Annotated in this window: 18 protein-coding genes; 7 read left to right on the top strand and 11 right to left on the bottom strand. The window is 46.4% G+C overall.

The features are described 5' to 3' along the window. The first annotated feature begins 281 nt into the window (after positions 1-281). Together QZZ54_RS15825 and QZZ54_RS15820 are read left to right on the top strand one after the other, a co-directional pair. Positions 282-725: a MarR family transcriptional regulator gene (locus tag QZZ54_RS15825; protein ID WP_290704012.1), complete on the top strand. Its 444-nt coding sequence runs from the start codon at positions 282-284 to the stop codon at positions 723-725. Between the two features lie 202 nt (positions 726-927). Continuing rightward, entirely contained in the window at positions 928-2,163 is a 1,236-nt protein-coding gene (locus QZZ54_RS15820; protein WP_290704010.1) for a multidrug effflux MFS transporter, read from the top strand. A 103-nt stretch (positions 2,164-2,266) separates the two neighbouring features. Here QZZ54_RS15820 and QZZ54_RS15815 read toward each other — a convergent pair whose 3' ends face one another. The 3 genes from QZZ54_RS15815 to QZZ54_RS15805 all read right to left on the bottom strand — a co-directional run bounded on the left by QZZ54_RS15815 (position 2,267) and on the right by QZZ54_RS15805 (position 6,020). After that, a complete protein-coding gene (locus QZZ54_RS15815) occupies positions 2,267-2,791 on the bottom strand; it encodes a DUF934 domain-containing protein (protein ID WP_290704007.1) in 525 nt (174 codons plus the stop codon). Next, positions 2,788-4,515 (bottom strand): nitrite/sulfite reductase, encoded by a 1,728-nt coding sequence (locus QZZ54_RS15810; protein ID WP_290704004.1) that lies wholly within the window; start codon positions 4,513-4,515, stop codon positions 2,788-2,790. Before QZZ54_RS15810 ends, QZZ54_RS15815 begins: the two co-directional genes overlap by 4 nt. A gap of 95 nt (positions 4,516-4,610) precedes the next feature. Further along, a complete protein-coding gene (locus tag QZZ54_RS15805) occupies positions 4,611-6,020 on the bottom strand; it encodes a PLP-dependent aminotransferase family protein (RefSeq protein WP_290704001.1) in 1,410 nt (469 codons plus the stop codon). 111 nt (positions 6,021-6,131) lie between these two features. On the opposite strand from QZZ54_RS15805, the gene ccoG reads away from it, so the two are divergent. Further along, on the top strand, positions 6,132-7,490 hold the full coding sequence (gene ccoG, locus QZZ54_RS15800; protein WP_290703998.1) for a cytochrome c oxidase accessory protein CcoG: 1,359 nt from the start codon (positions 6,132-6,134) through the stop codon (positions 7,488-7,490). 327 nt (positions 7,491-7,817) lie between these two features. Next, the gene (locus QZZ54_RS15795; protein WP_290703994.1) at positions 7,818-8,684 is read left to right on the top strand and encodes a DMT family transporter; all 867 of its coding nucleotides are present in this window, start codon (positions 7,818-7,820) and stop codon (positions 8,682-8,684) included. A gap of 174 nt (positions 8,685-8,858) precedes the next feature. Here QZZ54_RS15795 and QZZ54_RS15790 read toward each other — a convergent pair whose 3' ends face one another. From QZZ54_RS15790 to QZZ54_RS15770, 5 genes are all read right to left on the bottom strand, one after another. Then, entirely contained in the window at positions 8,859-9,656 is a 798-nt protein-coding gene (locus QZZ54_RS15790; RefSeq protein WP_290703991.1) for an SDR family oxidoreductase, read from the bottom strand. Between the two features lie 82 nt (positions 9,657-9,738). Then, positions 9,739-10,701, bottom strand: coding sequence for a tripartite tricarboxylate transporter substrate binding protein (locus tag QZZ54_RS15785; RefSeq protein ID WP_290703988.1), 963 nt, complete (start codon positions 10,699-10,701; stop codon positions 9,739-9,741). A 55-nt stretch (positions 10,702-10,756) separates the two neighbouring features. Next, on the bottom strand, positions 10,757-11,779 hold the full coding sequence (locus QZZ54_RS15780) for a phosphotransferase (protein WP_290703985.1): 1,023 nt from the start codon (positions 11,777-11,779) through the stop codon (positions 10,757-10,759). Next, entirely contained in the window at positions 11,776-13,083 is a 1,308-nt protein-coding gene (locus QZZ54_RS15775; RefSeq protein ID WP_290703981.1) for an aminotransferase class III-fold pyridoxal phosphate-dependent enzyme, read from the bottom strand. Before QZZ54_RS15775 ends, QZZ54_RS15780 begins: the two co-directional genes overlap by 4 nt. 131 nt (positions 13,084-13,214) lie before the next feature. Next, on the bottom strand, positions 13,215-13,919 hold the full coding sequence (locus tag QZZ54_RS15770; RefSeq protein WP_290703979.1) for a LuxR C-terminal-related transcriptional regulator: 705 nt from the start codon (positions 13,917-13,919) through the stop codon (positions 13,215-13,217). A 160-nt stretch (positions 13,920-14,079) separates the two neighbouring features. Between QZZ54_RS15770 and QZZ54_RS15765 the strand changes: the two genes are divergently transcribed. The 3 genes from QZZ54_RS15765 (at position 14,080) to QZZ54_RS15755 (ending at position 16,729) form a co-directional block, all read left to right on the top strand. After that, a complete protein-coding gene (locus QZZ54_RS15765; protein ID WP_290703976.1) occupies positions 14,080-14,562 on the top strand; it encodes a universal stress protein in 483 nt (160 codons plus the stop codon). A 101-nt stretch (positions 14,563-14,663) separates the two neighbouring features. Next, a complete protein-coding gene (locus QZZ54_RS15760; protein ID WP_290703973.1) occupies positions 14,664-15,236 on the top strand; it encodes a hypothetical protein in 573 nt (190 codons plus the stop codon). A gap of 17 nt (positions 15,237-15,253) precedes the next feature. After that, complete coding sequence (locus QZZ54_RS15755; RefSeq protein ID WP_290703970.1) at positions 15,254-16,729, top strand: tripartite tricarboxylate transporter permease; 1,476 nt, start codon at positions 15,254-15,256, stop codon at positions 16,727-16,729. 234 nt (positions 16,730-16,963) lie between these two features. Here the strand turns inward: QZZ54_RS15755 and QZZ54_RS15750 are convergent, their stop codons facing one another. From QZZ54_RS15750 to QZZ54_RS15740, 3 genes are all read right to left on the bottom strand, one after another. Beyond that, positions 16,964-18,205 carry a leucine-rich repeat-containing protein kinase family protein gene (locus QZZ54_RS15750; RefSeq protein ID WP_290703967.1) on the bottom strand — a complete coding sequence of 414 codons (1,242 nt, stop codon included), beginning with the start codon at positions 18,203-18,205 and terminating at the stop codon, positions 16,964-16,966. A gap of 224 nt (positions 18,206-18,429) precedes the next feature. Continuing rightward, a complete protein-coding gene (locus QZZ54_RS15745) occupies positions 18,430-19,302 on the bottom strand; it encodes a hypothetical protein (RefSeq protein WP_290703964.1) in 873 nt (290 codons plus the stop codon). A 126-nt stretch (positions 19,303-19,428) separates the two neighbouring features. Next, positions 19,429-20,310: a helix-turn-helix transcriptional regulator gene (locus QZZ54_RS15740; protein ID WP_290703961.1), complete on the bottom strand. Its 882-nt coding sequence runs from the start codon at positions 20,308-20,310 to the stop codon at positions 19,429-19,431. Positions 20,311-20,651: the final 341 nt, after the last annotated feature.

Raw genomic sequence — 20,651 nt, 5'->3', positions numbered from 1 at the left:
GGTCTGAATGGTAGTACCACCGCCTAGCTGACCCAGTTCGAAGTTAGTTGATGCTGAAGCTGCGCCAGCAGCCAGTGCAGAAGTCAGAGCGATTGTAGTTATTAGTACTTTCATGGTTAGTTCCTCAATATTGGTGCAATCATATATTCATGCTAAGATCTGGTTATTAGTTGAGCACAATTAACTTGCGTACAACCAACTTGCGAGCAATACTATTCTGAATTAGACTAGCGCGCAAGTTAATTGCGAACAATCTATATATAATAATTAGGAATAAACTAATGACTACAGAATTGAATGAGTCTTCGTTGCAGCTAGAAAACCTTACCTGTTTCTCTCTTTACAGCGCAGCAAACGCGATGGTGCGTGCCTATCGGCCAGTACTGGATAATCTGGATCTTACCTATCCACAGTTTTTAGCCATGCTGGTGCTCTGGAATGGCGATGCTCTTAATGTGAAAACATTAGGTGAAAAGCTACACATGGATTCAGGCACAACAACCCCCTTGCTTAAACGCATGGAAGCAAAGGGGCTGGTTTTGCGAGAGCGTTGTAAAGAGGACGAACGTTCATGCATTGTACGTCTGACTCAATCAGGTAAGGCTTTAAAGCAGCAGGCATTGAAAGTATCTGAGGCGATGAGCTGTAAAATCTCTATCTCAGAAGAAGAAGGCATAACGTTAAAGCGTTTGTGCGACAAGTTGCATAGCGGGCTTTCTCGCTAACTCAGAGCAGTCTGGGAGCGCTTTAGACAATCATAAAAAAATTGAAATCTGATAATGATACGATCGAAAAGCTTTGATGAGCAATATCGTTCTAAAAGCAGGGCTTAATCTCAAACGCCTTAAACCATGTGGTTGATTACAGAGTGGTTCTGCTTCCTATAACTTCCTCATACTTTCTGTAAAATTTTAGTTGGTATATGTAATGCCTGAATTAGATAGCCGGTCTGGATACCACTTCAAAGAATTTGTCATCCTGGTTGCGTTGCTTACCTCTATGATCGCGTTAGCGATAGATGCAATGCTACCTGCGTTACCGCAAATAGGTACGGACTTTAATGTAACGGATACTAATGACACTCAGCTTGTAGTGGTCATGGTTTTTGTAGGTCTGTCATTCGGGCAATTTTTCTATGGGCCTCTGTCAGACAGTATTGGTCGTAAACCCACCATTCTAATAGGTATGGGGCTGTTTATTGTTGGCGATCTGATCTCTATTTTCGCTAGTGATTATAATACATTTCTGTTTGGTCGCTTTCTGCAAGGGCTGGGTGTAGCCAGCCCGAAAGTGGTCTCTATTGCACTGATTCGGGACCTTTACGTAGGTAAGGCGATGGCCCGTGTTATGTCATTCATGATGACTATCTTTATATTGGTGCCCGTACTGGCCCCCGGACTGGGGCAGCTCGTACTGATGGTCAGTGAGTGGCGCTCTATTTTTATAATTTTTCTTATACTGGCTGTCGTTTTGAGTATCTGGTTTAGTCTGCGAATGCCAGAAACGCTGGTCCCGGAAAAACGTCGGCCGATGACTTTCGAGTACCTTTTTAACAGCAGTAAAGAAGTGCTGACTCATCCCGTTGCTATGGGTTATACCTTGCTATCAGGTATAGTCTTTGGTGCTTTTATGGGGTACCTCAATCTAGCTCAACCTATTCTCCAACAGCAGTATCAGCTAGCAGAGCAGTTCCCAATCTATTTTGGTGGGCTAGCCGCCGCCATTGGGGTATCGACTCTGGTCAATGCCCGCTTGTTAAGTCGATTTGGCATGCAGTTATTGTCTTTGATTTCGCTAGGTTCAATCGTAACGCTTTCTCTACTATATTTGCCGGTGGTTTACTGGTTTGATGGACATCCACCGTTGATAACGCTCATCTGTTATCTGTTACTGGTTTTCTTTTCGGTCGGCTTACTGTTCGGTAATCTCAGCGCACTTGCGATGGAACCCTTAGGACATATAGCGGGTATTGGCGCTGGCCTGGTTAGTTCACTATCGACAGTGCTGGGGGTAATCCCCGGAGTCATTATTGGGCAGCTTTATAATAATACTCTCTACCCTATGGTGGGTGGCTATTTGATTCTATTTAGCCTGGGACTACTGCTCGGTTTAAGGCTTTATCGGAATACCCCAAGAAACGATGAAAGCGGTGCCAAGAGTTAATGTGGGATCGCCTATTGGGACAGGGATGGATAGCCCATAACTGGCAGTGCCAACGTAAGCGTATACCCAGCTCCATCCCATCTGATAAAAATCCGGCAAGCTTTTACAGCCGTAGATGCCTACGCCGGAATAACGGTTCCGGATGGGTCACCGAGCGTGCGTAGATCATATCAAACCCATTTAACCCTTTAAGCGCATCCGTCAGCGGCTTATCCTCACGCACAGCGAACGACGTAAAACCACAATGGCGCATCGCTGCTAACTGATCTCTTAATACATCACCCACGGCACGCAGGTCATTTTTATACCCATACCGGCCCCGTAAAAGGTACGCCTGAGTATAAGCACGGCCATCGCTAAAGCGGGGGAATTGAAGCGCTATCAAGGTTAAAGAATCTAGCCAGGGAAGCAGAACTTCAGGGTCATCATCCGGATGAAGTATGACACCATACGGTCTTTGTTGGTTCTCTTGGGTCTCCTCTAACGCAAACAGAGACTCCAGTGATAGTATTTGATAGCGGCTGTTTTGATCATCGTTTTTATCCAGGGCTTCATCGTCCATCAAAGACCAGGGATCATCATGCAACACACCAGCGTGACCCTTTACCGTACCGATAGTATTTTTCATACAGGTACCCCGGTTTTCGTCTCAATATTTACTTCTGTGTCACTACTCAGCGCAGCCATTTTGCTAACATTAGTTTGATATACCCGCTCTTTAAACGGCTCAAGGCCGACTCGATTCACCATGCCGATAAACGATTCATCCACCTCTCGATAATCCAGATAGGTTTGCAGTAAGCGGTCTATCGTTTCAGGCACTTCTTCAACCCTGAATGCACGCCCGATAACCTTACCCAGTGAGCTGTTTTTACCCTGCGCACCACCAATGGTTACCTGAAAAAATTCCTCACCCTTTTTATCCACACCCAGTATGCCGATATTACCTATGTGATGATGGCCACAAGCGTTTACGCAGCCGGAAATATTCAACGTCAGATCACCTAGGTCATGCAGAAAATCGATATTATCAAAACGATCCTGTATTGCACGAGTGACAGGCAGTGAACGGGTATTCGCCAGGGCACAATAATCACCACCAGGACAAGCGATCACATCAGTCAACAAACCTACATTTGGCGTCCCTAGGTTGAGTTTTGTGAGTTTTTTCCATAACGAATAGAGATCTTGTTTGCGAATATCCGGCAGCACAAGGTTCTGCTCGTGAGAGACGCGGACTTCAGAAAAGCCATAGCGCGTTGCCAAATCCGCCACAGCATGCATCTGATTGCCAGTGACATCACCGGGAGGCGAGTTGCTACCGGGCTTTGTCGACAAAACAACCGAAGCATAACCTGTTACTTTATGGGGCTGCGTATTCGTCTTCACCCATAAACCAAACTCAGGGTCACGGGCCAGCCAGGCACCATATTCTAAATCGATTGTATTTAACTGTTCATAGGCCGGCGGTTCAAATCCTGTGGCCACGCGCTGGTATTCTCTGGGCGTCAACTCAGCATCACTGTCTTTGATTAGCTCCCATTCGCGCTCAACTTCCTGTGCGAATGCTTCTACCCCCAGCGCTTTCACCAGAATTTTTATTCTTGCCTTGTACTTATTATCCCGGCGACCATGGCGATTATAAACACGCAAAACAGCCTCAGTGTAGGTCAGGATATGCTGCCAAGGCAGTGCTTTTTTCGCCAGTTCATTTAGGATTGGGGTTCTACCCAGCCCGCCGCCAACCATGACATCAAACAACATCTCACCATTCTCATCCCGATAGAGATAAAGCCCTATATCGTGGGAACGAACCGCAGCACGATCACATTCAGACGATGAGATTGCGATCTTAAACTTGCGCGGAAGAAATAGAAATTCAGGGTTAACAGTAGACCACTGTCGGATAATTTCAGCCATGGGACGGGGGTCCATCACTTCATCACCGGCAACCCCTGCAAATGCTTCGGTGGTGATATTACGGACACAGTTACCTGACGTCTGGATCGCGTGCATATCATGATCCGCCAGCAACTGCAGGATATCAGGAACTTGCTCCAGCTCAATCCAGTTAAATTGTATATTCTGGCGGGTAGTAAAATGCCCATAGTTTCGGTCAAACTCATTGGCTATGCGCGCTAAAACCCGCAGTTGATCTGCGGAAAGGGTACCGTAAGGATTAGCCACCCTCAGCATGTACGCTTGTTTCTGCAGGTATAAGCCGTTTTGCAATCTCAGAGGGAGAAACTCCTCTTCACTCAGCTCCCCTGATAGACGTCGGGATACCTGATCGCGGAACTGCCCAACTCGCGCCTGAACCAGCGCCCGATCATATTCATCATATTTGTACACAGCATCAGTACTCGTTTAGCCACTATAGCCGCTCAGGGTATACCGACGCACAAACTAGACACAGGCTCAATTTTTTAATCTTTAATCGATACAGATTATTTTTTCAGTACTAACACTTCCGACAACAGATTCAGTGCGGCAACCCGGGGTTTATCCCAGGGATGGGAATAACTCAGACGCATACAGTTTCTGAACTGTCCCGATACAGAGAACAGCGGGCCGGGGGTAATCACCACTCCCCTATCCAGCGCTTCAGGATAAACTTCCAACGTATCGACCACTTCTGGTAGTTCAACCCAAACGGCTAACCCACCTTGTGGCAGACTTATCCTTAAATCACCAGGCCAGGCTCGCAGATGCGCAATGAGCTTGTCACGCCGTTCTCGAAGTTCGTTGCGCTGACGGCGCAGATGAGCAGTTAAACTACCATCTGCCATAAACTCTGCGACACCCTGCTGTAAATAGCGACTGCTGGTTAGTTGGGTAACCAGTTTAAGGTTGATGATCTTTGCGTGCCAACGGGCACCTGAGATCCAGCCCAGTCGAAGATCACGGGACAAAGACTTTGAGAATGAACTACAGAGGATCACACGGTTATGCTCATCTAACGCCTTAAGAGGATCAGGCACTACCCCCAGGGCGGTATCGGCGTAAATATCATCCTCAATAATGGCCAGATTATGATACTCAGCCAGGGCTAATAACCTGACACGGGCATCTTTCGGCATCAGTGCGCCACCGGGCGTTGCGAACGCGGGGGAAACGACACAGGCTTTAACTTTCCAGCGTTTTAGCACCTCTTCCAGTGCTTCAATATCCATCCCCGTAGAGACCGACGTGGGCACCTCAACAACCTGTAGACCCAAGTGTTCAAGCAACTGCAGTACACCGTAAAATCCGGGTGATTCAACCGCAACAACATCACCCTTTTCGCAAGTAGCCATCAGCGCCAAAAACAGAGCGTGTTGGCACCCGGATGTGATGCACAGTTCGTCAATATCGACCTGCCAGCCTCTGCGCAACATATGCAGCGCTAACTGTTCTCGCAGACCAATATCACCGGCGGGCGTATCATAGTATTGATAGTCATCACCCCGTTGGCGCCGCAGCGCTCTGGCGACAGAACGATTCAGCGTGACGATGCCAGCTGGCAATTCACCCGCATGCAGATCTGGTAACAGATCAAACGCAGCACTACGGCGCATAATATCTAACAGCAACTCACTAACCGTTACCGGTTTAGGCGCTTCAATACGTGAACGACTGGTCGGTTCTTTGACTGTCTTCGCATGTAGGGTTACAAAGTAGCCCGCTTTAGGCCTGGCCTCAAGCAGCCCCTGCACTTCAAGTCGTTGAAGGGCATGCTGTACCGTCGCTTTAGACAGCGAATGCTGTTTACACAGTTCGCGAATTGAAGGTAAGCGATCCCCCATCAGCCAGCGGTGCTCCTCGATACCCTTTAAAAGCCAGCTTTCCAGCCGTTGATAGAGATATTCAGATGCCATCGTGTATCACCTCCCCAAACTGTACCTATTAACTATATTTTTTTTATACCTGTTCCTATTTAAATTACAACCGTAATCTATCGCAATCATCAAATTTAGTAGATTATCCCCGTGCAAAAAATACCTGTTCTGCAAGATCCGACTCCACCACTCGCTACCGATGGTAAGTTTCACGTCCGTCTCACAGAAGGACGGTTTCAGAATCTCAGGCGTTTGACGACCTGGCCGCTCATAGCACTTTACTTCGGCCTGGTCTGGGTTCAGGTTGATGGCCATCCATTTCTTTTTTTCTCATTCGAACAACGCAGCATCATTCTCTTTGGCAACGCCCTGTCCTGGCATGATCTCCCCCTGCTGGCCGGCTTGATGATTGTGGGAGCCACTCTATTATTCTTTATCGCTGTCGCATGGGGGCGAGTGTGGTGTGGCTTTGCCTGTCCTCAAAGTATCTGGACCTGGCTTTTCATTCGTATAGAACAACTGACCGAAGGCCGAGTAAATGAACGGGCACGTCATGATCATCAGCCACTCAGTGGCACACGCAAGTTACGCCGACTGCTCAAACATCTACTCTGGATTCTGTTGGCGTTCCTGACTGCAGCCACTTTTACCGGATACTTTGTTCCTGTCAGGGAGATGATGGCTGATGGTTTCAATCTTGAAATGTCTGAGGCTATGCTTGGCTGGCTGACGATTATGACAGCCCTCACCTATGTAAACGCTGGCCTTGTCAGAGAGAAAATCTGCCTGCATGCCTGCCCCTATTCTCGCTTTCAGAGCGTCATGTTTGATGAAAACACGCTTACCGTCAGCTATGATGCAAAACGTGGAGAGCCTCGGGCAAACCAAAGAAATGCCGATGAAGACAGCGGCGACTGTATTGATTGCGGTATCTGCGTACAAGTCTGCCCAACAGGCATCGATATTCGAAACGGTCTTCAAGCCGCCTGTATCGACTGTGCTGCCTGTATCGATGCCTGTGACAATGTTATGGATAAAATTAACCGGCCGAGGGGATTGATACGCTTTGCCTCCGAACGACAGTTAGAAGGCCTCACATCAAAGTTCCTTAGGCTGAATCTGTTTGGTTATTCAACTGTCGCGCTCTGTGCTATTACGGCCGTTATCTATGGTTTTACCGACACTAAGAGCCTGCTGGTAGAGATTCGTCGTGATCGCTCGGCTCTATTTACCCAGTTGGATGCAGACACTGTCTGCAATAACTATCGGGTTAAAGTAGAACGATTTGCCCACGATCAGGAATTGATTAAGGTATCGCTGTCCGAAAGCCCTAAATTTACGCTATACGGGCCTGACACTATCAATCTGAGCGACAACAACTCGTCCTGGCTGCCTTACCGTGTCTGCATTAGTAATCCGGACAAACAGAATACCAAGCTGGAATTTGTATTCACCGGCAACGGAGTCTCTACTTCAAAGGAAACCTCTTTCCTTTCAAAGTTGATTTAATGCGATCTCATGATGAGGAGATTGAAGATTCTAATACTGACGACACTAGCGGTAATAAGCGCGGCTGAAGTTCAATATTAATTGACCGTTAACAGACTAATAGTTGGTTAATAACTTTTTATATCGCTTACGCTCTAACATCCCCCATACTGGCCATGGCCAGTATGGGGGATGAAGCGAGTATCATAATCCCCGTATCAAGTCATTACAAAGAGGGTGTAGAACCCCTACCCTACAAAACAGCTGTAGAAAGGGCCAGGCTGAAACGTAAAAATCACACAGTAATTGTGAGTAGAGCTTGTCGCTCTACAACAGGAGCAGATACATTTGGGTAACACTCGTGGCAGTATATTTATGGTCCTGGCGATGGCTGCGTTTGCTATTGAGGATATGTTTATCAAAGCCTCAGCGAATACGATGCCTATCGGGCTGATCCTGATGCTGTTTGGTTTGGGTGGGATGCTAATCTTTATATTCCTGACTTGGCAGAGAAAAGAACGGGTGCTTCAGCCTTCCATCATGTCTCGTCCATTGTTGATTCGTGCAGGCAGCGAAGTCGTCGGTCGATTATGCTTTGCCCTGGCCATTACCCTGACTCCACTGTCCAGCGCTTCCGCCATATTGCAGGCGACTCCGTTGGTTGTTTTGCTGGGTGCCGCCATTGTATTTGGTGAACATATCGACTTTAAACGATGGCTGGCCGTACTGATTGGGTTTGCCGGTGTCTTGATGATTATTCGTCCCGGGCTGGACGGTTTTAATCCCGCATCTCTATTTGCTGTTATCAGCACCTTGGGATTCGCCGGCAGAGACCTGGCAACCCGAGCAGCGCCGCCGGTACTCTCCAATATGCAGTTGGGAGTCTATGGCTTTTTTGTATTGATACCCACTGGTTTTATTTTGCAGCTCTATACAGGAGAACCCCTGGTAGTTAATTTTGAAGCAGGCTATCAGATAGTTGGCGCGATTATTTTTGGCGTCATCGCCTATAACTCACTGACAATCGCTATGCGAAGTGGTGATGTCTCGGTCGTTACCCCCTTTCGCTATACACGTTTATTGTTTGCCCTGATCTTAGGCATCATCATCTTTGATGAACGTCCTGACCTTATGACCTTAATCGGCGGGATGATTGTTGTGCTGAGCGGGGGCTACACTCTACTTCAGAGCAGACGTATTGTGAGTGTTAAATAGTCAGTATTTTGATTAGGGAAAGTGCGAATGCTTCATCCAGAAAAACAAGCACTACCTATATAAGGTAGTGCTGTGCAATTAGCACGCCCCCTTATCTAAAGACAGTCCGCCCAGTGATAACTTGTACTTAACCCTCTCCACAGTTTCATCTGTATTGGATATTATTCGCTATACCTAAGCGTTAGAGGAATAGAACTGGTCCAGTAAAACCGGGCTTTCCGGCAGAGTAGAGCCGCCATCCACAGCGATCGTCTGACCCGTAATATAAGCAGCCTGCTCTGATGCAAGAAACAGCATAGTATGGGCAATATCTGCCGGCGCACCCAGGTGACCCAAAGGAATCTGACTGGCCATTTCCCGCAATCCCTGCTCATCTACCAGAGCACCCATAGCAGGGGTCAGGATATAACCCGGCTCAACACCATTTACCGTAATATTCTCTCGGGCGAATTCTACCGCGGCGGTTCGAATAAACCCGTTGAGGCCACTTTTTGATGCCGCATAGTGTGCAGTTTCTGGCATAACGACACGCGGTCCAGTCACAGAGGAAGTAAAAATAATACGCCCGAAGGGTACCTGGCGAAGGAAAGGCAGAGCTGCCTGAGTCAGCCAGAATGCAGCCTTCAAATTAACTGACAAAGTCATGTCCAGCTGCTCATCGGATAAAGTTTCAATAGACTGCATCGGATAAACAGCTGCATTGTGAATCACAATATCTATGCGGCCATAAAGCTCAACAGTTTTTTCTATAAGCTCGTCTACCTGCTGACGATGACCCACATCGCATTGAATTAATACCGCTTCACCACCAGCCTGCTGCACATTATTGACGGTTTCCTGTCCATTTGCCGCTGTCCGAGTGGCAACAACAACCTTAGCCCCAGCGGCGGAGAAAGTATAAGCCAGACCTTCACCGATACCCTGTCCTGCGCCAGTAATAATGGCAACCTTGCCTGTTAGATCAATGTTCATAAAAAGCTCCCACAACACTTTATAAAGCTAATAAAAAAGCCACCAACGTGGGTGGCTTGCGATCAATACTGACCGAATAAAATCATGACTCTTTTAAAAATTTGAGTAGCTTTCCAGTCGCCTCGAAGTCACTTTCGATCACTTTCTCGGCATCCTTAATATCGATCCAATAAACACCTGCGCCCGTCGTCTTAGCAATCTCTAGTGCACGGTCTGATGCCAACGCTTTCTGAGCAATTTCAGAGATACGCTGTTTTATGCTTTCAGACGTACCTTTCTTAACGAATAAGCCATTCCATGCGGTCAGCGTGATACCCGTTTCTTCAGCCAATGTCGGTACATCCGGCGTTAACGTCAGGCGGTCACGGGTCATTGAAGACAACAACTTTGCTTCACCTGATTGCAAGCAAGACACTACAGAAATAGTGTTAGCAGTTATTACGTCGGCATCACCATTGGCCAATGTTGAGCAGTCCAAAGCATCAAAGGGAGCATCAGAACTGAATTTAATACCGGCTTTTTCACCCGCGGCAAAGGCCAGTGCAGTCGGCAGTGCCTGATAACCAAAATGCCCCAGAGACACTTTATTTGTCTGTGAATAGGTCGCCAGCTCAGCCATTGTGTTATACGGCGCATCACTTCTAACGGCCATGGTCATTGGGTAATCCAAAAAGATACCAACAGGCTCGAAAGTATCGCGATCGTAGGGCGCATTGCCACCATGAATCTGAGTTGTTACCAGATCCACTACAAAAGAACCTATCAACAGGCCATCTGCACGGGCACTTGCAACTTCGCTGGCACCAACCACGCCGCCTGCACCGGGTTTATTCACCACTGTCGCTGGTTTACCCGTTTCCTTTGCCATCGTTTCGGCTATCAACCGGGTCAATAGATCTTCAACATCTCCGGCAGGCCAAGGCACCAGGAACTTAACCGGACGGTTTGGGTATTCAGAAGCGGCCTGAACCGGACCGATAGTCGCCAGCAAACCAATGGCTGTGGCAGCCAGACAATGAATTGTTTGTTTTATTGTTTTATTCATTTGTATTACCTATTTATTTTTTGACTATTTTTTAACTACATTTTTTCTAACAGCATTAAGACTGGGATAAGAAACGTGTTGCCTGCTGGCAAGCCATACGGATTAACTCAGGCGCTAATTCCTGTGCAGTTTCAGTTTCCTGGCGGCTGCGAATCCAACCCAGATATGTAAAACCACGGGCGGTGAGGAATAGCTCCAACAATGCTAAATCTTCTTCGCTTAGCTCTCTGTGCTGGCGATAACCACTAATCAGTGCCTCTTTAGCAACCTCATAACAGTTTTCTTCAATGATAAAATAGAGGGCGGTTGCCAACTCGAACATATGCCAGCCAAAACCGGCATCGTCGAAGTCCAGCAGTCGTACCCGATCCCCCTCAGTCATCAGGTTTTCCGGTACAAAATCCGCATGAATCAGGCTGTAATTCTGTGCTGACTTATCCAGTTGCTGCAGCTTAGCCTGTACTTTTTCACGCGCGCCTATCAACAGTGCCTGCTGCTCAGCGGTCAACAGCTCCAGTTCCCAGAACCGCCCCCAGAATGGCTGCTCCCCAACCAGGCCATCACTGTCCCAGGCATGACGTTTAAAGCCTTCCGGAAGCTGCCACTGACTGGATTGGTTATGTAAACGGGCAGCAGTCGCCCCGATAGCAAGATAGATCGAGGTCACTTGCTCTGCATTGTCGCCCAACCCTTCTTCGACAGAACCCAGTTGCTCTCCCTCAATCCAGGCAAACAGATCGATCTGACGTGGCTCAGGTATACTCTCCAGCTGCTCGGTTACTAACAGTTCACCGGTTACTGTCGGTATCACTTCTGGCACCAGAATATCGGCTTTAATAAGCGCTTCCATCCATTGAAGTTCCGAGCGCAATGCCCCATCACTGTGATAACCAGGACGATGCATGCGCAGCGCATATTTCACGCCATCAGTCGCAATCACTTCAAACACCGCGTTTTCCCGGTATTTAATCAGCTGGATATTACGGACATCCAGGTGCCAGTGACGCAGTGCTTTTTCTGCTAGTTGCTGCAGTCGCCCGCACTGTTGCGCCGGGCTTAAGTCATAGAACGAGTTCATACGGCAGACTCCCGGCTAACGATGTCCATCACTTCATCAAGAGTGGCCAGCAACAGGTCGGCATGTTCTGGCTGGAATGGCATCGGCGGGCGTAATTTAAGGATTGAATCGGTCACCCCGATGGTGCTGATCAGCACCCCTTTGTCCCGCATTAGATTGATAACTCTGCGAGCTTCAACAATGGCCGGCGCTTTAGTCGTACGGTCCAATACCAGTTCAACAGCGAAGAACATACCCAGTTCTCTTACTTCACCGATCAGCGGGTATTTTTCCTGCAACCTACGCAGCCCTCGGGTGACGTAAGCGCCAGTAGATAGCGCGTTTTCCATTAAACGGTCTTCCTGCAACGCATCCAGCACCGCCATACCCACGGCACAAGACACAGGATTACCGCCAAAGGTATTGAAATACATTGCGACCTTACTGAATTCTTCAATCATGTCGGCACGCGCAACAAGGCCTGCCAACGGGTGGCCATTACCCATCGGTTTACCCATGGTGACAATATCCGGAGTCAGGTCGTACCATTGGTGTGCCCACATATGCTTTCCGCTGCGGCCAAAGCCAACCTGCACTTCATCGGCAATCAGCACGCCACCTGCCTTACGTACCAACGCGGTGGCCCGTTCCATGAAGCCTTTAGGTACATTCAACAGGCCTTCATTGGCAAAGTCCGGACACACCAGCATCCCGGCAACTTTAATGCCTTCCTCAGTAAATTCATCAATCGCCCGTTGAATACATGCGACATAAGCATCTGCCAGTTTATCTTCAGCAACACCATCTATACCGCGGTAAGAATCAGGAATCGGGAATGATTTAACCCGCTTGGTATGCTTGGCTTCCGGCATGAATCCGGTGCCGATTTCGGCCACCGCTTCAGTATTGCCGTGATATGCAAAATCGGTCACGATCATGCCTTGTCCACCGGTGCAATGACGCGCCATACGCATAGCCAGTTCATTGGCTTCACTGCCGGTACAGGTCAGCATTGCCATTGACAGGCCATCACCAAAGGTTGCTGTCAGACGCTCGATATACTCAACAATATTGTCGTGTAGATAGCGCGTATGAATGTTAAGAGTCGTGGCCTGCTGGTGCAGAGCCTCTACCACCCGAGGATTACAGTGCCCCACGTGCGGCACGTTGTTGTATACATCCAGGTAGCGCTTGCCTTCATTATCAAACAGCCAGACACCTTCTCCACGCACCAGGTGCAGAGGCTGTTCATAAAAAAGCGGCGAGCTTTTTCCCATTGTGTTGTAACGGCGTTGTAATAGTTCGAGATTTATATTGCTTGGCATAGAATCGTCCTGCATCACTTCAGGGTCTCCCCTGTTTGAGTTCTACAGACAGTATCTAAGTAAGAAGCATTAACCGGCATCCATCAAAAGGTGGAGCCGGACATGTTGGTAACAATTAAGGTAGTAGGGAATTACGACTGCAGGTCGAGTAAAACTTTGGCAACCAGTTCACTGCGGGACTGAACACTGGTTTTCTGAAATATATGATGCAGATGGGTTTTTACTGTAGCCAACCCAAGGCTTAGCTCAACCGCTATCTCTTTATTACTGGTGCCACTGAGTAACAACTCAATCACGTCCAGCTCACGCTCAGTTAAGCCGTATTTCTCGTAGATCGAAAGACGCTCTTTGTGGCGTTTAGGCAGATAGACCGACTTCAGACTGTATTCCAAAAACGGTTGCAGCTTGCGCAACAGCTGCAATTCTTCCTCGGAATAGTTACCCAGCCTCTCCTCACGCAGCATACTCAGTACCGCAATAATCTGACCTTCATGGCGAAAAAACATATCGGCCACATAGCGATGATTATTGGGCACCATAAACTCCTGATAGTAGATCGTCTGCTTTAACAGATGCGCGGCCATCTGCGAATCCAGAGTTACCACCAGATCATCAGTATCACTAAATCTTTCAGGATTGAGAGGATCCATCCGCCCGTACGTCGTAGTGTACTGTTTCTCAATATCCGACCGACTGTCGAACACTACGGCTCCCCGATGCTGCATATCTGGTTCAACCAGGAAAAATACGGATTCACTGAGAGACACCAGGCTATTAATCAGCTCCAGTCCTTTCCTCTGAAAGTCGTTTGGGATCTTATTCTTGTTCTGTGACATTTACCTGTTACCAACTGCAGCATGTAAATTAGTGATGTTACAAGCTTGTCAGACTCCTACTAGCAATACAAATCGCCGCTCTAAACCATAAGATTGATTCTCAGCGAAAGCCCTTTCTAGTGTAATCGGTATAAGTAAAACAAATCCGAAGGTTCGACTTATGCTACCTGAAATCTCTACCATTCTTTATGCGTCTGATATTACAGAGGGCAGCAGGCCTGCTTTTCGGATGGCCGTCAAACAAGCTTTAAAAAATGATGCCAGAATTATTTTCCTGCACGCAATCCAACCGATGTTTGATGTTATGGAAGATTACCTACCTGATTCTGCAAACCTTAAACATAACGACCAGTTAATGGTTAGCTATAAAGAGCGAATTGAGCATCGAATTCAGCGCTTTCTAAAAGCTGAACTCAAAGCAGGCTGCAAGCTGAGTCATGCTCCAGAAATAAAAGTTTTAGTGGGCAAACCTGACAAAGTCATTCTTCAGGCCGCAGATAAACTCAAAGCCAGCATGATAGTGATGGGTGATCACGAAAGTTCCGCCGCATCACGTATGTTTTTAGGCTCCACCGCTCAGAAAGTAATACACCAGAGTAACGTCCCGATTCTAATCGTACCGCTTACGCGACATTCAACTTAATCGATTCAGATGAGGGCATGCCTCACAAAGCCTAAACAATGCGGCAGCGTATAAACACATTATTGCCAAATAAAATAACTATAAAACTGGTCTGAAATATCATGAATAATAAGACATTAACGCCGGAATCAGTCCTTGAAGATATCGATCTTCAATCTGAAACCCGACACTTCGGAATCTACTGGTTCATCCTTTTTGCCGCTCTCACCTTGCTCTGTCTGCTGCCTGTTGAAGCATCATGGGTAACAACCCGACGCGGCTGGTTTATCCAGCCAATGTTCGGTACTGGCTTTGGCCTTTTTATCGTCGCTATTTTTGCATTGGTACGCGTCATACAATCCCTACGCTGCAACTACCTGGCGCAGCTTAATATAATTGAAAGCCTGGCTGAAAACCTCAGTAGTTACCGTACTGCCCTTTTTTCTTCAGCCCTGTTTTTTCTCTACATTAATACTCTCTCCATCTTTGGTTTTGTCCTTGCGACTCTGATGTTCGTTACTACTCTGCTATGGCTTTGCCGTTTACTGAACAGGACCTGGTTCATAGCGACCCTATTCACCGTGGTAGCTATGGTACTGATCTTCAGAGTCGGCGTTAGTGTCTGGCTACCCGACGCCTGGCTGTATGGTTTACTGCCGGATAATTGGGCTGACTTCGCCAACCAAAACCTATAATTCAAAGGACATTAACTGTGGATATTTTATTATTAGGCCTTCAAGAAGTCGGCACGTTTAACGTCCTGATGGCCATCGTTATCGGCGCGCTGGTCGGGGTCACTATCGGTTCAATTCCCGGTCTGGAACCTGCGGGCGTTATTGCTATCCTGTTACCCCTTAGTTTCTCTATGGAACCACTCGCCGGGGTATCCCTTCTGCTGGGGGTTTACGGAGGGGCTTGGTATGGCGGTGCAATACCCGCCATTCTGATGAACACACCGGGCACTCCGGTGGCCGTTTTAACCACCTATGACGGTTACCCTATGGCTCAACGGGGAGAAGGTAAGCGCGCTCTGTCCATCGCTTACACATCATCCTTTGTTGGTGGCATTATCAGTGTTTCTTCATTGATACTTCTGGCACCAACGCTATCTCAGGTTGCCCGTCTATTTGGTTCGGCAGAATTCGCCATGCTGGCAGCACTCGGTATGATCTTTGTGGTGTTGGCACACCGCAAACATGTTGTTGAAGCAGCGATGATGCTGGGGGTTGGAATCTTTCTCGGTACTATCGGTATTGATCGTTCATTCAGCACACAAGTCTATACCTTTGACCAGAGCTGGCTGCTTAACGGCATACCTCTTGTTCCAGCTGTTATCGGTCTGTTTGCTATGTCTCAAGCCTTCGTATTACTAGACCAGAAAGGTAACGATTCCCATGTAACTAAGCTTGAAGGCGAGGGTATGTTCTCAGGCGCTCTGACGCTGCTGAAACATAAAGTCACCGTTATCCGTTCAGCTGCTCTTGGCGTTGTTATGGGGCTACTACCGGGTGTTGGCGAGTTCGGCTCGCAGTTTTTTTCCTACACCCTGGCTCAGAAGTTCTCTAAGACGCCAGAAAAATTTGGCGATGGAGCTCCCGAAGGACTAATCGCATCAGAAACGTCAAACAATGCCGTGACGGCATCGGTGCTGATACCTTTACTCGCTTTCGGTATTCCGGCAGATGCATTGATGGCGATGCTACTGGCGGTGTTCATGGTGCATAACTATGTTCCAGGCCCTGCCTTGTTTGCTGAGCGTCCTGAATTCATCTCGGGTCTTTATATCTCACTATTCCTGATGAACATTGTCGTTTTCGTGTATCTATCTGTGGCAACCAAATGGATCGTCAACCTCACCCGCATCCGTGGACGCTTCATTGGTGCTTTCATTTTGGTACTAGGCTTTATTGGTAGTTACAGTCAAAACTATCAGTTATCCGATGCTCTGATAGCCCTTGGCTTTGCAATATTTGGTTATGTGCTACGGCGTAATGATATTCCGGCAGTACCTATTATTCTTGGTCTGGTGCTAGGCCCATTATTTCTGACTCGCTTCCGACAGGCCATGGGGGTTGCTGATGGCGATATTAGTATCTTTGTAACCCGTCCAATCAGCCTGACACTACTCACTCTGATCATACTATCCATCTGCGTCTATCTCTGGAGTACATTTCGCAAGAAATCTTAACGGTTGCCAACAAGCAGTAGTGTAACCAAATCTACCTTGGGCCATGGGCCGATTCAGGGCTGGTATTTAGAGGGAATGAGACTAACTCTACGTTGTCTCATTCCCCTCGATACTCGCCCTCATATTTCAGACACAAAAAAGCCCGATCGACAGACCAGGCTCATTTGTTCTAAATTAATATCGGGAGCGTATCTACGTGGGTGTTATCGCAATTTTTGTTTTTCTACTGATGCACTAATGAATAACTTTCTGCTTGAGAAGATTGAACTTACTACTATTCTGATCTTCTTCCGTACAAATACTCAACAGGTCATCAATAAAATGATGGAGTGCTCGAAGTTCAATCTGCTTAATTTGTTCCTGCTGCTTTTTAGTCAGCATGTGGTACATGGTTGCAGCACCAAAGTCCCCAAAAATGATATTGGCTTGTTCGTCAAACAGCGTGTTATGTGCGTATAAGTCTCCATGGCATACCTGCTTGGAGTGTAAATGAGCAAAAACACCTTCCATTTGTAAAACAATTTTATCAATTTGCTCAATGGATAGTGCCAATCCCTGTGCAAAGTTATCACGGGTGCAACTTTGAAAGCACGGCGGAAGCCCTAAGTTACTATAGTGAGATGGAATAAGGTTCATGATTAACGCTAAACAGCCTTCTTCATTCACTTGCGCCAAAGACTGCACTAGATTTGGATGATTCCCCACTTTTAAACACGCTTGTAATTCGTCTTCTGGATACCCATCGGAAGTAACCTCGCCTTTAAATACTTTAACCGCAATATCATCAGGGAAAGAGACTTGATCTGTATTCCAAACAGCCTTTGAAATAACCCCTGACGCGCCTTGTCCAAGCACTTGTTGTAACCTGAAGCTGGACGACTGTATTTCGGGGACTGATTGAACTTTAACATCTGACTGACTAAATGGATTACCTGAAAACGCAACCCAAGCAAGTTTAGGCAGGCCCAGTAATTGGTCTGGACACTCAACTAGTTGGTTGGCTGAAATACGCACTAATTCAAGGTTTGTAGACTGAGCTAAGGTTTGTGGCAAATGAGTTAAGCGATTGCCCGCTAAGGCTAACTTTTGTAATCGTGGCCGTTCGCCCAAAGCATCAGGCAAGGCTTCAATATGGTTATCCGTTAAGATGAGCCAACGTAACTTGGGGGGTAGTGAGTTTTCTGAAACCTGATTAATTTTATTTGATTTGAACCCCACCATTTCTAAGTTCGCGCATTGACCTAGTACTTCTGGCAGCATTTCAAAATGGTTGTTTGATGCAAAAATAATTTTTAGGTTTTTAAGCTGCGCTAGCTCTTCTGGCAATGAAGCTAATTGGTTGTTGGATAAATCAAGAATTTCTAAGCTCTCAGCCAGAGATAAAATCTCTAAGGGGAATGAAGTTAAATTTTCCGACAACTTTAAGTGCTGAATGCCTGCTAATTCGCCAGATTTTAACTGAGAAAGTGTATGCAAAATAATGAACCCATAGTGAGTTTGATACAAAATTGCGGTTAGTATACAAGCGTTATCGCAGCCCCTCTACAACGAATAACTATATGTGGACAGGTCTTGAATACAGTCTGCTGTAGGGTTTGAGCATCCGCTTCTTTATTACCTCAGCCCTATCGCAATATTCAAATTGAAAAAACGAAGCTGCCTTATTCAGGAAGCTACGTTTCCAGCATTCCGACTAAAACTCAGAAGCCAAATTTACCGTTGTCGTTTTGCCATTCAGCCTTCGCTGGAATGGTTTCAATAGTATCCCAGTGTTCAACAATTCTTCCCTCTTGCAATCGGAACAGATCATAGAACGCAACATGTTCATTTAGGAACTGACCTTCGCTAATACTTAAAACAAAGTTACCTTGCCCTAATACTTTATGGTTTCGACTATAGACCATTGGCATGCCTTGCTCTGCCAAAGCGCCCAACGCTGCACCCAAAGCTCCTAAACCATCACCCACCGCAGTATTATGCTGTAGATAATCCTGCTCACCGGTACCAATAAAATCAGTAATTTTATCCATTTCGCCGTTGATCAGAATAGTTACAACAAAATCAGAAACGGTCTGTTTATTTTCAGAAGTCTTATCCAGATCCAAAATATCGGTCGGTCCATCAATTTGAGTACGACCACTTGTATTCGGCTTTGCCTTTTCAGTTAGATTATCCCAATGCTCTACGATTACTCCCTCTTCAAACCGGAATACATCAAACCCGACCTTAGGGCCAAAGAAGTTATAACTGGTATGCAGTACAACGTATTCACCATCCTGAAAGGCACGCTTAACATCCGCTTTAGCACTGCCTACAGGTAACGCTTGAAGTACGGCCCCAAAGCCGGCTAAACCATCACCTACCGCAAGATTATGCTGAATGTATTTCTCAGGATTTATATAGGAAACAGGCGCCTGATCGCCGGTTTCAATACTCCGAATCAGGCTAACTGCTTTTTCGGTATTAGTCAGATTCATCTCTTTATCCTCCATCGTTGCAAAGCATCCTGCAGATGCCAAAATTGCAGTTGTCATTGCTGCACCCGTCATTAATTTTGTGATTTTTTTATTCATCGTTATCTCCAAATAAGATAGAGATAGATTACTGACGAACGATCACTCTGGCGCGGTGAGGAAGAGACTAAAAATGGTAAATATCGAACCTTTTTCTTTTAAATGCTAAATTTTTAATACGACTAACTAAGAATTGGAGCGACTATAATGCTTGCGAAAACCGGAAGGCGTGTAGTGCGTATGTTTTTTGAAATACTTGACGAAATTGCTAGCGTCATTAAAGCCAAGATCCCACGCCAGTTGCTGAGTGGTACAGCTATCTATGACCAAGCGGCGCTTAGCCTCCAACAATGTGTAGGCATCTATCAACTGTTTAGCGGTTTGACCTGTGCCTTTTTTACAGACCTGATTCAGTGTTTTATAGGTAGTGTGAAGTTTATCGGCATAAAGACTCGCATCCCGAATAGTTGTGAAATTGTTATACAGCAGATCCAGAAACCGATTAAGTTTATCCATCTGTCCAGATGATAGTGTGTTTTGATCGGTTTCATTCCGCTCTCTTCTTAGCATCAACAGCAAACAAGAAAACAGATGCATCAAAATAAGTTCATCTCTGTCAGAGTTAGATAACTCCTTAGATAATTCGTCCATCAACCCTATACAACTGGACAACCCTGCATCATTTGGTTTGATCACTGGCTGGTAGTTAACACCCAGATGGTTCGGTGAAAAGCCAGGCATACGTATGTTATTCAGAACCTGATCAACAAACGATTCTGTGAAAAGTAATACCTCCCCTACAGTGTCAGCATCAAGATCATAGGCATGTACTTGATCAGGATGAACCAAAATAAAACTACCTGCCTCAAAACGGTATTCAATAAAATCGATTAGATGTTTACCCGAACCCTGCTTTACAAAGATAAGATTGTAGAAATTCAAGCGATGAGGCTTTATCGGAGTTGATTCAAGAGCCTGCGCTCGGGTATACAGATCTTTGAGCCTGATCGATTCGATACCGATATTACCGGCTTTCTGATAATTGAACGCTATTTCTGGAAAATCCATGATGGTTAATACCATTACCTAAGCTGGGCTAACTAATCTTATCCTCTTGTTCAAGCCTAATGATATCAATATTTTATTATGAGACTAAATTGAGTAGAGAAAGTGGTTAGCCCTCCAATACCTGTGGTGATCTTAATCTAACTTTAAATAACCAGAGTTCAATACGCTCTTCAGCTCAATACTCGACTTGCCCGGTACCAGAATGTGGTACTGAAAAATTATCTTGTGCTGTAGATAATGTAGAGATACATTCATCTCTGTGAAGTAACAAACGACAACATTTTTCGTCAGCAATCATCCAATTTCGATTTAGTTATATCATCGTTGTAAGCTCAACTATT

This window comes from Amphritea sp., from assembly GCF_016744155.1.
Classification (GTDB): domain Bacteria; phylum Pseudomonadota; class Gammaproteobacteria; order Pseudomonadales; family Balneatricaceae; genus Amphritea.
Note: the sequence above shows the minus strand (reverse complement) of the source record. Positions and strands in the feature narration are given on the sequence as shown.